This is a genomic window from Cloacibacterium sp. DMC96, assembly GCF_056313765.1.
On record NZ_JBQUZQ010000002.1, the window covers coordinates 171,896 to 184,369 of the forward strand.

General features: G+C 34.0%; 14 protein-coding genes. 3 read left to right on the forward strand and 11 right to left on the reverse strand.

Annotated features, from left to right (window positions below; all coding sequences use genetic code 11):
• Window positions 1–3 precede the first annotated feature (3 nt).
• Together rplD and rplC are read right to left on the reverse strand one after the other, a co-directional pair.
• Window positions 4–633 (reverse strand): 50S ribosomal protein L4, encoded by a 630-nt coding sequence (rplD, locus tag ACT53I_RS09650; RefSeq protein WP_069800882.1) that lies wholly within the window; start codon window positions 631–633, stop codon window positions 4–6.
• Entirely contained in the window at window positions 624–1,250 is a 627-nt protein-coding gene (gene rplC / locus ACT53I_RS09655; RefSeq protein ID WP_104793859.1) for a 50S ribosomal protein L3, read from the reverse strand. The genes rplD and rplC overlap by 10 nt, the downstream gene beginning before the upstream one ends.
• A gap of 393 nt (window positions 1,251–1,643) precedes the next feature.
• Between rplC and pta the strand changes: the two genes are divergently transcribed.
• The gene (pta, locus tag ACT53I_RS09660; RefSeq protein WP_476079487.1) at window positions 1,644–3,731 is read left to right on the forward strand and encodes a phosphate acetyltransferase; all 2,088 of its coding nucleotides are present in this window, start codon (window positions 1,644–1,646) and stop codon (window positions 3,729–3,731) included.
• Window positions 3,732–3,878: 147 nt separating this feature from the next.
• Window positions 3,879–5,084: an acetate/propionate family kinase gene (locus ACT53I_RS09665; RefSeq protein WP_476079488.1), complete on the forward strand. Its 1,206-nt coding sequence runs from the start codon at window positions 3,879–3,881 to the stop codon at window positions 5,082–5,084.
• Here the strand turns inward: ACT53I_RS09665 and ACT53I_RS09670 are convergent.
• The 9 genes from ACT53I_RS09670 to ACT53I_RS09710 form a co-directional block, all read right to left on the reverse strand.
• Window positions 5,078–5,341 (reverse strand): DUF1294 domain-containing protein, encoded by a 264-nt coding sequence (locus ACT53I_RS09670; protein WP_104793856.1) that lies wholly within the window; start codon window positions 5,339–5,341, stop codon window positions 5,078–5,080. The two genes, ACT53I_RS09665 and ACT53I_RS09670, sit on opposite strands and share 7 nt — an antisense overlap.
• Window positions 5,338–6,243, reverse strand: coding sequence for an alpha/beta hydrolase (locus ACT53I_RS09675; protein ID WP_476079489.1), 906 nt, complete (start codon window positions 6,241–6,243; stop codon window positions 5,338–5,340). The genes ACT53I_RS09670 and ACT53I_RS09675 overlap by 4 nt, the downstream gene beginning before the upstream one ends.
• Window positions 6,240–6,680: a low affinity iron permease family protein gene (locus ACT53I_RS09680; protein ID WP_476079490.1), complete on the reverse strand. Its 441-nt coding sequence runs from the start codon at window positions 6,678–6,680 to the stop codon at window positions 6,240–6,242. Before ACT53I_RS09680 ends, ACT53I_RS09675 begins: the two co-directional genes overlap by 4 nt.
• A gap of 215 nt (window positions 6,681–6,895) precedes the next feature.
• Window positions 6,896–7,201 carry a 30S ribosomal protein S10 gene (gene rpsJ, locus ACT53I_RS09685; RefSeq protein ID WP_069800872.1) on the reverse strand — a complete coding sequence of 102 codons (306 nt, stop codon included), beginning with the start codon at window positions 7,199–7,201 and terminating at the stop codon, window positions 6,896–6,898.
• A gap of 18 nt (window positions 7,202–7,219) precedes the next feature.
• Entirely contained in the window at window positions 7,220–9,337 is a 2,118-nt protein-coding gene (gene fusA / locus ACT53I_RS09690) for an elongation factor G (protein WP_476079491.1), read from the reverse strand.
• Between the two features lie 7 nt (window positions 9,338–9,344).
• Window positions 9,345–9,821: a 30S ribosomal protein S7 gene (gene rpsG / locus ACT53I_RS09695; RefSeq protein ID WP_069800868.1), complete on the reverse strand. Its 477-nt coding sequence runs from the start codon at window positions 9,819–9,821 to the stop codon at window positions 9,345–9,347.
• Window positions 9,822–9,844: 23 nt separating this feature from the next.
• Window positions 9,845–10,255, reverse strand: coding sequence for a 30S ribosomal protein S12 (rpsL, locus tag ACT53I_RS09700; protein ID WP_069800866.1), 411 nt, complete (start codon window positions 10,253–10,255; stop codon window positions 9,845–9,847).
• Window positions 10,256–10,410: 155 nt separating this feature from the next.
• Window positions 10,411–10,839: a bactofilin family protein gene (locus ACT53I_RS09705; RefSeq protein ID WP_476079492.1), complete on the reverse strand. Its 429-nt coding sequence runs from the start codon at window positions 10,837–10,839 to the stop codon at window positions 10,411–10,413.
• Between the two features lie 6 nt (window positions 10,840–10,845).
• Window positions 10,846–11,664 (reverse strand): M23 family metallopeptidase, encoded by an 819-nt coding sequence (locus ACT53I_RS09710; RefSeq protein ID WP_476079493.1) that lies wholly within the window; start codon window positions 11,662–11,664, stop codon window positions 10,846–10,848.
• Window positions 11,665–11,896: 232 nt separating this feature from the next.
• On the opposite strand from ACT53I_RS09710, the gene ACT53I_RS09715 reads away from it, so the two are divergent.
• On the forward strand, window positions 11,897–12,373 hold the full coding sequence (locus ACT53I_RS09715; protein ID WP_213196903.1) for a Dps family protein: 477 nt from the start codon (window positions 11,897–11,899) through the stop codon (window positions 12,371–12,373).
• Window positions 12,374–12,474 lie beyond the last annotated feature (101 nt).

The following is a 12,474-nucleotide window of genomic DNA, read 5'->3' on the forward strand; positions in this document are numbered from 1 at the left end:
GACTTATTTTCTTAAATTTTCTTGAAATTTTTCTACAGCACCTTCGAAGAATACTACTTCACCAGCATTAACTAAGTCATAAGAAGAAATCTCATTATAAGTTAAAACTTTTACTTTCGGTAAGTTTCTTGAAGATAAATATACGTTCTTGTTTGTTTCAGCAAGCACGAATAATGCTTTTTTGCCTTCCAAACCTAATGCATTAAATACATTGATGAAATCTTTAGTTTTAGGAGCAGCAAATGTTACTTCTTCTAATACTTTAATAGAGTTTTCTCTCATTTTTTGAGAAAGAACAGATTTCTTAGCTAATCTTTTTAATGCTTTATTTAATTTGAATCTGTAATCTCTTGGCTTAGGACCGAATACTCTACCCCCACCTTTGAAAGTTGGAGATTTAATATCACCATATCTAGCCGAACCAGATCCTTTTTGTTTTTTAAGTTTTCTAGTAGAAGCAGTAATTTCGCTTCTTTCTTTAGACTTATGAGTTCCTTGTCTTTGAGCAGCAAGGTATTGTTTCACTTCTAAGTAAACCGCGTGCTGATTTGGCTCAATTCCGAAGATAGCTTCGTCTAGTTGCACTTTTCTTCCGGTTTCTTTTCCTGATGTATTTAATACTACTAGTTCCATTTCTTGATAATTACATAAGAATTTTTAGCTCCCGGAACAGCACCTTTTACTACTAAAAGATTTTGTTCTGTATCTACTTTTAACACTTGAAGGTTTTGAACAGTTACCTGTTTTCCTCCCATTCTACCAGCCATTCTAAGTCCTTTGAAAACTCTAGAAGGGTCAGAACCTGCACCGATTGAACCCGGAGCCCTTAATCTGTTGTGCTGACCGTGGGTAGCTTGCATTACACCACCAAAGTTATGTCTTTTAACAACCCCTTGGAAACCTTTACCTTTAGAAGTACCTGTTACGTCTACATATTCACCTTCGTTGAACATGTCTACGATTATTTGATCTCCTACTTTCACTTCGTGTTCGAATTCATTTCTGAATTCCACGATTTTCGCCTTTGGCGTAGAACCAGCCTTTTTGAAATGACCAGCTAACGCTTTAGATACGTTCTTCTCACTCTTGTCATCGAAACCTAGTTGCACCGCTTTGTAACCGTCAACTTCTTCGGTTCTGACCTGTAAAACCGCGCATGGACCAGCTTGAATAACTGTACAAGGAATATTTTTTCCTTCTTCGTTAAACAAAGATGTCATACCGATTTTTTTACCAATAATACCTGACATTATTAATATATTATACTTAAATTGTTTATTATAACTCCCTATTCTAGAGGAATTTAGTAATATCTACGTCTGAAATAGGCATACTTCTTCCCTAAAATGAGTGTGCAAATGTAAGAATATTTTTTGAACTGACAAACAGTAAGTTAAAATTATTTTCTTTTTTAATCCATTCATGTTCAGTCACTCGTGAAATCATAAACTGATAATTATTCTATCATAAAGATTAACTAAAATATGATGTTTGTAATTAGGAAACGGAAGTCCTTTTAATGCTTATATTTTTGCTATAAATTTAAAATAGCTGTCAAATCGCATGTTTTTCGACACTTAATTTACTTTCATAACCGTTTTGAAAGCCGTATTTTTGCAAAATAAATTTAATCCTTTCTAAAAATGAATCATTCAGTATACGTAATCACCTCTTCTGCACAAAGCGGAAAATCTATTGTAAGTCTCGGATTAATGCAAATGCTGAAACGCACCACTCCTAATGTGGCGTTTTTTAAGCCTCTTATTGAAAACAAAAATGTAGTAGACAATCATATAGATACTATTTTATCTCACTTTAATGTTAACATGAATTATGAGGATGCTTACTCATATTCTAGAAGTGAATTTACCGAACATCAAAATCAAGGAAAAATCAATGAGGTTTATGATACCATCATCGAGAAATATAAAAATTTAGAAAATGAATTTGATTTTGTATTGGTAGAAGGAAGTGATTTTACAGAAGAAGGTTCTGTTTTTGAAATAGATTTCAATGGTTCTATTGCCAAAAATTTGGGAATCCCAGTTTTATTAGTAGTAAAAGACAGCTTCGAAACCGTTCCTGAATTGGTAAATAATGTGATTGCAGAAGTAAATTCATTCTTAGAAAAAGACGTTAATATAATAGGAGTAATTGTTAATCGTTGCGAAAAAGAACAAAGCCAAGTACAAAAACTCATCAACAAAGAAATTAAAAAAGGGATTTTCGTAGCCGTTATTCCAAACAATCCAGAATTAGGAAAACCATCTATCCGCGAAATCATCAATCATATTAGAGGTCATGTTTTATTCGGGAAAGAAAAACTAGACAACATTGCAAAAACTACAGTTATTGGAGCAATGCAATTAGCGAATTTCTTGCCTAGAATTACACCAGACAGCCTTTGTATTATGCCAGGAGACAGAAGTGACCTGATTGTAGGAACTTCTTTGGCGAATATTTCACCGAAATATCCTAATATTTCTGGAATTGTTTTAACAGGTGGTTTCACGCCAGAAAGATCTATTATCAAATTAATGCTCGACAATCAAAAACCTATTCCGATTATCACTACTAATTTGGGAACTTTTGAAGCAGCATCTGTAATTTCTAGAATTAAACCGAAAATTTACGCCGAAAATAAATCAAAAATAAAATTAAGTATTGACTTGTTTGAAAGTTCTGTTGACGTAGAAGAACTCAATACCAAAATAAACTCTGTAAAAACAGAAAGTCTCACCCCGAGAATGTTCCAATACAATCTCTTGAGCAATGCTAAAAAAATTCAAAAGCACATTGTTTTACCAGAGGGCAATGACGATAGAATTCTAACCGCTGCATCTCAAATTGCAGAAGACAAAGTGGCAAAAATTACCATTTTAGGCGACCCAGAAAAAGTAAAATCTAGAGTAGCACAACTCGGATTAAACTGGGACGAAAGTAGAATTTCTATCGTAGACCCTCACAACAGTGAATTCTATGAAGATTACGCCAACACATTATACGAATTAAGAAAATCAAAAGGTCTAGAATTGACATCAGCACAAGATTTAATGCTAGATGCTTCTTACTTTGGCACCATGATGGTACACAAAGGTCATGCAGACGGAATGGTTTCTGGTGCGGTAAATACTACAGCTCATACCATAAAACCGGCTTTACAATTCGTAAAAACAAAGCCTGGCTTCAAAACCGTTTCTTCAGTATTTTTCATGCTGTTAGATGACAGAGTTTTGGTTTATGGAGATTGTGCCATTGTTCCAAATCCTAATCCTGAACAATTAGCAGAAATCGCGATTTCTTCTGCAGATTCTGCCAAAACATTTGGTATAGAAACGCCTAAAGTGGCGATGCTTTCTTATTCTTCTGGAACATCTGGAAGCGGTGAAGAAGTAGAAAAAGTGAGAAAAGCTACAGAAATTGTAAAATCACTTCGTCCTGATATTTTAGTAGAAGGACCTATTCAATATGATGCTGCAGTAGATCCAATAGTTGGTAAAAGCAAATTGCCAAACTCACCAGTTGCTGGACAAGCCAATGTTCTTATTTTCCCAGATTTAAATACAGGAAACAACACTTACAAAGCGGTTCAAAGAGAAACTGGTGCATTAGCAGTTGGCCCAATGTTACAAGGTCTAAACAAACCAATTAACGATTTAAGTCGTGGTGCTACCATTGAAGATATTTACAACACCGTAATTATTACAGCGATACAATCTACTAACAATTAAACCTCATATTTAGACAGCTCGTCTTAGCAGCCCGACTTGAGTGGAGCTCTTTTTATTTTTTGAATGGAAAAAGCTTTGGAAAAAATAAAAAAGCGGGAACGGAAGGCGGAAAAGCTGCCCAAATTAAAAATTTTAAAAAATCATTACATGAACATATTAGTTATTAATGCAGGAAGCTCATCTCTGAAATATCAAATCATCAATATTCTTTCTCAACAAGTTTTGGCTAAAGGTTTAGCAGAACGTATCGGAATTGAAGGGGGTAGAATCAAACATCAATACGCAACGAATGAAGGTTTTGGCGAATATATTTTAGAAGAAAATTTACCAGAACATGCTACAGCTTTCGAGGCGATTACTGGTTTATTAACCCATCCAGATTTTGGCGTAATCGAGAATCCAGAAAGCATAAAAGCAATTGGTCACAGAGTAGTTCACGGCGGCGAAAAATTCACAAAAACCCAAATCATTACTCCTGAAGTGAAAGAAGCGATAAAATCTTTGATTCCATTAGCTCCACTTCATAATCCGGCAAACTTAATCGGGATAGAAGCTTCTGAAAAATTCTTTCCAAATGCTGTTCAGGTAGCAGTTTTTGACACAGCGTTTTTTGCTACACTTCCAGAACACGCTTATCGATATGCTATTCCTAAAAAATTCTATACAGATAATAGCATTAGAGTTTATGGTTTCCATGGAACAAGCCACAAATTTGTATACAATGAAGCCAAAAAAATTCTGAAAAATGACAATTTAAAAGCCATTACCATTCACTTAGGAAACGGTGCAAGTATGGCTGCAGTAAATGAAAACGGAGAAAGCATAGACACGACTTTAGGTTTCGGGCCACTTTGTGGATTGGCGATGGGGACCAGAAGTGGCGATATAGACCCTTCTGTGATTTTTTACATGGTAGAAGAATTAGGTTTTTCTTTACAAGAGGTGAAAAACATATTGAATAAAGAAAGTGGAATGCTTGGTTTAGGCGGAAGCAGTGATGCAAGAGACATCAACGAAAAATGTGAACAAGGCGATGCTGATGCTAAATTAACCTTAGAACTTTACACGCATAGAATTAAAAAATACATCGGGTCTTATTTTGCTTCACTCAATGGAATTGACACCATTATTTTCACGGCTGGATTGGGAGAAAATGATGCTGTGGTAAGAAGTTGGGCTTGTAAAAATTTGGGAGCCCTTGGAATAAAACTAGACGAAGAAGCGAATGTGAAATTTAATCACACCAAAGTTCCTGTAGAAATTCAAGCGCCAGAAAGCAAGGTGAAAATTCTGATTATTCCTACGAACGAAGAACTGGAAATTGCACAACAAACGTATGAATTGATTCAGTAATTAGATTTTAAATAATAGAAAATGATAAGAATTTGGACTAAGAATATTAGTCCAAATTTTATTTTAAAGGAAGTTTTAGAAATTTTATGCCTGAAAATAAGCATTCCCAAAAGTGAGCCTACACTTCCGCCAAGAAATGACAGCAATAAAAGGACAAACTCCGAAATTCTATACCCACCAAGAGTTGCGTTTCTTTTGTCAAAACCAAATAGCAAAAAACTAAAGGTAGAAATAGCAAGTATATAATTCAATATCATTTCAACATAAAAGTTAATGGAATAGAAAGTCTTTTTGCCCAAGATTTTTCGCTGTGGTCTTCTCCTTCAAACTTTAAAGTCTGCCAATTTCTCTTCCCAAAATTTTTAGCTTTCATAATCTCATCTACTTTCATTTGATAAGGTTCATACAATTTATCAAGCGTTTCTGTACCGAAATCAAAATAGATTTTATGCGTTTTAGGATTCGGCAAATTGGCTTTCAAATAATTTTGAAAAGCAAGAGGAATAGGATTATTTTCTGAAACAAAAATTCCTGGCCAATGTGTAGACATGCAAATTGCACCGCCAAAAACTTCAGGATATTCGCAAATAGCATACATAGAAATCAATCCGCCCATAGAACTTCCCATGATAAACGTGTGTGGAGCATCTGTATAAGTGTTATAATTTTTATCTACAAAAGGCTTGAGTTCTTTTACTAAAAATTTCAAATATTCATCTGAATAGATTTTACCACCAAAAAGTGATTGGTCTTTATTTCTGAAAAGATTGTATAGAGAATCTTGCTTTTTTTGAGACAAACTTTCAAAAGGTTTCTGCGGAAAATATTCGCTATGACGGTTTTTATCTGCATTGTCTATGGCAACTACAATCGTAGGTTTTATTTTCTTTTCACGAATGATTTCTCCTAAATTTTCGTCTAGTTTCCATTCTTGTTTATTCCAAGTGATGGTTTCATCCCAAAGCATTTGACCGTCATTGGCATAAAGAACTTGGTGTTTTACCTTTGGATTATAATTTTCGGGAAGCCAAATTCTCACGGTTCTTTCTCCGATGATTTCGGATTTAAAATTTTTATATTCTATGATTTTGCCAGAAGAAACCTTTGGCGTTTGTGCGAAAGTAAAAATGGTTAGTAAAAGGAATACTAGGTTTTTCATTCGTTAGTTCTTAGGTTGTTTATTTCTTTTTTGGTTTCAATAGATTTAGATATAAGTTTGTCTCTATCTTTCTCCGCTTCATTCGAAATTGATTTAAAAACATCATTTAACCTGTCTAAATCTTTTTCAGAAAGATGTTCAATATCTATCATTCTATTGCTTGCCTTATCATGAGCAGCCAAAAGTTCATCAAGTTTTATTTGAATAGCTTTTGAATCTTTATTTTGAGATTTTTGAATTAAAAAAACCATCAAAAAAGTAACAATGGTAGTTCCTGTATTAATTACCATTTGCCAGGTTTCTGAAAATTTAAATATTGGTCCTGTAAGTGCCCAAATCAAAACTAATAAAGAGGCTCCAATAAAAGCACCCGCACTTCCCGTAAAAGCCGTTGCCCAATCTGCAAAATGATCAAAAAGATTTTTATTATTTTTCATATTTTTTTTAACAAATTAGGTAAAAATAAAGATAAGCTATTTTAAACATTCTATTTTTAATTTATACAATTTTCACACAAAACAAAACTCCCAAACTAAATAGTTTGGGAGTTTTTATCATAGCACGCTTCGACTTCGCTCAGCGCACGGAAACAAATTTTGATATTTTTAAGAGAAAACTTCTGTCTTCAGACTTCCATCTTCTAACTTAATTATCACACTTTGATTTCTACGTCTACACCTGAAGGTAACTCTAATTTCATTAGAGCATCTACAGTTTTAGAAGAAGAAGAATAGATATCCATCAATCTCTTGTGAGCAGAAAGTTGGAACTGTTCTCTTGCTTTCTTGTTAACGTGTGGTGATCTAAGAACTGTAAAGATTCTTTTGTGAGTTGGTAATGGAATAGGTCCGTTTACCACAGCACCAGTAGCTTTTACAGTTTTCACGATTTTCTCAGCAGACTTATCTACTAAATTGTAATCGTAAGACTTAAGTTTTATTCTGATTCTTTGTGACATTTTCTAATTTTTTAAAGATTAACCTCTTGCTTTAGCAATTACTTCTTCTGCAATATTTGTTGGAGCTGGTTCGTATCTCTCGAACTCCATAGAAGAAGTAGCTCTACCAGAAGATAAAGTTCTAAGCGAAGTAACATAACCAAACATTTCAGATAGTGGAACGAAAGCTTTGATAACTTTAGCGTTATTTCTATCATCCATACCGTTTACAGTACCTCTTCTTCTGTTAAGGTCTCCTACGATATCTCCCATATATTCTTCAGGGGTAACTACCTCAAGTTTCATAATAGGCTCCATAATTACAGCTTTAGCAGCTTTACCAGAAGCTTTGAAACCCATTTTAGCAGCTAATTCGAAAGATAATTGGTCAGAGTCAACCGCGTGGAAAGATCCATCTTTAAGGGTTACTTTCATAGATTCTACTTCGAAACCAGCCAATGGACCGTTTTTCATAGATTCTTTGAAACCTTTTTCAACTGAAGGGATAAATTCTCTAGGAATGTTACCACCTTTAATTTCATTGATGAATTCTAAACCAGTTTTACCTTCGTCTGCAGGACCAATTTCGAATACGATATCTGCGAACTTACCTCTACCACCTGATTGTTTTTTGTAAACTTCTCTATGGTTAGCAACTTGAGTAAGTGCTTCTTTGTATTCTACTTGTGGTTGACCTTGGTTAACCTCTACTTTAAATTCTCTTCTCATACGGTCAACGATGATATCAAGGTGAAGTTCTCCCATCCCTGAAATAATAGTTTGACCTGAAGCTTCATCAGTTTTCACAGTAAATGTAGGATCTTCTTCTGCTAATTTAGCAAGAGCGTTACCCATTTTATCTTGGTCTGCTTTAGTTTTAGGTTCTACAGCGATACCAATTACTGGATCTGGGAAAATCATAGATTCAAGAACGATAGGTGCTTTTTCATCAGAAAGAGTATCTCCCGTTTTGATATCTTTGAAACCTACAGCTGCACCAATATCACCAGCTTCAATAAATTCTACTGGATTCTGTTTGTTAGCGTGCATTTGGTAGATTCTAGAAATTCTTTCTTTGTTTCCAGATCTTGTGTTAAGAACGTAAGAACCAGCATCTAGTCTTCCTGAATAAGCTCTAAAGAATGCTAATCTACCTACGAATGGGTCAGTAGCAATTTTGAAAGCTAATGCAGCGAAAGGCTCTTTTACGTCTGGTTTTCTAATGATTTCAGCATCAGTTTTAGGGTCAGTTCCTTTGATATCATCCTTATCTAGTGGAGAAGGAAGATATTTACAAACTGCATCTAGCATGAACTGAACTCCTTTATTTTTGAATGAAGAACCACAAGTCATAGGAATGATAGATAAATCAATAGTTGCAGCTCTAAGTGCAGCATTGATTTCTTCTTCAGTAATAGAATCTGGATCTTCAAAGAATTTTTCCATTAGAGTTTCATCGTAATCAGCTACTGCTTCTACTAATTTTTCTCTATATTCCATTACCTCATCTTTCATATCTTCAGGAATTGGAACTACATCAAAAGTTGCTCCTTGTCCTGCTTCATCCCAGATGATAGCTCTGTTCTTAATTAAGTCTACTACACCTTTGAAATCTTCTTCAGCACCGATTGGTAAAACGATTGGAACTGCATTAGAACCTAACATTTCTTTAACTTGTTTTACAACGTTTAAGAAATCAGCTCCTTGTCTGTCCATTTTGTTTACGAATCCCATTCTAGCAACTTTGTAGTTATCAGCCAATCTCCAGTTGGTTTCTGACTGAGGCTCTACACCGTCTACTGCTGAGAATAAGAATACAAGACCATCTAATACTCTAAGAGATCTGTTTACTTCTACTGTGAAGTCTACGTGTCCTGGGGTATCAATGATATTGAAGTGGTAAGGTTTAGTTTCAGGAAGTGCTTTCCCTTGATCTGTTGGGAAATTCCAGCTACATGTAGTAGCAGCAGAAGTAATGGTAATACCTCTTTCTGCTTCTTGTTCCATCCAGTCCATTGTAGCAGCACCTTCGTGTACTTCTCCAATTTTGTGAGTTTTACCTGTATAGAAAAGAATACGCTCTGTAGTGGTAGTTTTACCGGCATCAATGTGCGCAGCAATCCCAATATTTCTTGTGTATTTAAGATCTCTACTCATTTCTTAATTAAAATTTAAAGTGAGAGAAAGCTTTGTTAGCTTCTGCCATTTTGTGAGTATCAGTTTTCTTCTTGAAAGCAGCACCTTCTTCTCTAGAAGCAGCGATAACTTCTGCAGCTAATTTCTGAGCCATAGACTTATCATTTCTAGCAGTAGCATACTTGATTAACCATTTCATCGCCATAGAAATTTTTCTATCAGCTCTGATTGGCATAGGAATTTGGAAGTTTGCACCACCAATTCTTCTTGATCTTACTTCTACGTGAGGCATTACGTTAGTTAATGCATCTTTCCAGATTTCAAGAGAAGATTTTTCGTTATCTCCTTTTTTAGCTTCTACGATATCTAATGCATCATAGAAAATTCTGAAAGCGATAGATTTTTTACCATCTACCATTAGATTATTTACAAATCTTGTTACCAATTGATCATTAAACTTTGGATCTGGTAACAACGGTCTCTTTTTTGCTTTTGTTTTTCTCATTGTTCTTGTTCCTTATTTAATGATTACTTTTTCTTACCTTTTGCAGGAGCAGCAGCCTGTCCTGGTTTTGGTCTCTTGGCACCGTACTTAGAACGTCTTTGCGTTCTTCCGTTTACTCCGGCAGTGTCTAAAGCACCACGAACAATGTGATATCTAACTCCCGGTAAATCTTTTACTCTTCCGCCACGTACTAATACTATCGAGTGCTCTTGGAGGTTGTGTCCTTCTCCCGGGATGTAGGCGTTAACTTCTTTTCCGTTTGAAAGTCTTACTCTCGCAACTTTTCTAAGTGCTGAGTTAGGTTTCTTAGGAGTAGTTGTATATACTCTCGTACATACGCCTCTTCTTTGTGGACATGAATCCAAAGCAGCCGATTTGCTCTTCTTAGCAAGTGTGGCTCTTCCTTTTCTAACTAATTGTTGAATAGTAGGCATTTGATTGCTTTATATTATTTTTTATTTTAGGGTGCAAAATTATGAATTATTTTTAAACTGACAAGCATTGATTATGAATTATTTGTAATATTTTTCAAAAAAAATAACTCGGAAGAATTTCCCGAGCTACTTATAATTATATATACGTATCAAGATTAATCTACTAATACATTGCTTTTTGTTTCTTTTGCTTTTTGTCTCTCGTTGAGTTCTCTTTGTTCTGCATTCATCATAAGGCTTCCGTTATACTTACCTCCCATTTCTATTTCTATGGCTTGTACGGAAATATCACCATGAATGGTTCCTGTTTTTTTAATTTGAACTTCTGCTGCGGTAACGTTTCCTATTAATTTCCCGAAAACAATAATATTCTTACTGCTTAGATCTCCTTTAATTTCTGCCTTTTCTCCTACAATAATTAATTTCTGTGCGGTAACATTCCCCATTACTTTACCATCTATTCTAATACCAGTGTTAGAAATTAAGTCTCCATTAATATTTACATCTTCTCCTACAATAGAAGTAATGGCTTCTTGTAAAAGTTTGTGAGTAGTATTATTTTCTTTTTTAGTAAGGTTAAACATATAGAGTTATTTAAAATTAAGATATTGTTCTGGATTAATTCTTTGTCCCTTGAAATGAACTTCGTAGTGAAGATGCGGACCTGTACTTCTGCCTGTATTCCCTAACTCTCCTATTATATCTCCCACATTAACTTCGTCTCCTACTTTTACATTAATTTTAGAAAGATGTCCGTATAAAGTTTGCAACTGATATCCATGTTCTATCATTACACAATTCCCATAACCTCCGTTTACACCAGCTCTAATAATTTTTCCTTTCGCAGTAGATTTTATAGCCTCACCCGTTTTTCCTCTAAAATCAATTCCCGAATGCGTTTCTGCACCGTAACCAGAAAACGGATTTTCTCTCGTGCCAAAATGAGACGTAATTTCTCCATCATGAGGTTTTCCCATAGGAACATTTACAATTGCTTTTTCTAAATCTTCTATATATTTAGCATAAAAAGCACTCACTTCATTCACATTTTCTATTTCGAAACCTTCTTCTCCTCCCACATTTTTCATTTTAAAAGTCTGCAAACCTCGTTGCATCATAAATTGATTTACACGATGCATACTTTCGTCAATAGATTTAAAAGATTCTTTGAGTTTCTGAATATCGATTTGCTTTTTAATAGAATTAGCACGATTGAGTTCCTCTTGATAATGATCACTGGTTTTTTGATAAATAAAAACGCCTATAATCACCAAAAGCAAGGTCAAGACACCTCCAATTGTGAAAATAAACTTTTTCCAGTACAATAATATGAACGTAGGAACCACTAAAATTTTGTTGCCATCACCCTCTGTATTTACGAAATGTACAGATGTTTTATGATTTAACATAATTTAAATTTTAAGCAGTTGAAATTAGTAATTTTTAGGAATCTAAATATATTTTTAACAATTTTTAATACCTAATATTTATCATGCCCATTGATTTCCTCTATTAATTAATAGCCATTCATAACAGTTTATACGTTAATAATTATTATATATTTGTTTATATAATTAGGTTTTAAATAACAAATTATATTTTATATTAAAAAAACGAAGTAAATTTGCAAAAATCAAAGTGATGAAAAATTCAAATATTATTGGCCTTAAAGAAACCGATTGTAAAAAAATTGCAGAAAAACTAAATGTTTTACTGGCAAACTACTCTATATTTTATCAAAACACCAGAGGTGCTCATTGGAACATAAAAGGAAATGACTTTTTTACATTACACCTTAAATTTGAAGAATTGTATGACGGATTAATCCTTAAAATAGACGAAATCGCAGAAAGAATTCTTACTTTAGGTTATCACCCTCATCATAATTTTTCTGACTATCAGAAACTTTCAACCATACAAGAAAGCAAAGAAGTTTCTGATGGTAATAAATGCATTCTAAATATTTTAGAATCTTTTAAAACAATTATTGATATCCAAAGAGATCTTTTAGAAATCACAGATAAAGCAAGAGACGAAGGAACCAATGCACAAATGAGCGGCTACATTACCGAACAAGAGAAACTGGTTTGGATGTATAATGCTTACTTAAGTAAATAATTACTTTTCAAATAATTATGACGAAGTGTTACTCAAAATGTAACACTTCTTTTTTTGATAAAAATGCTTATTTTTTAATTTATATTTTATATTTGCACAGA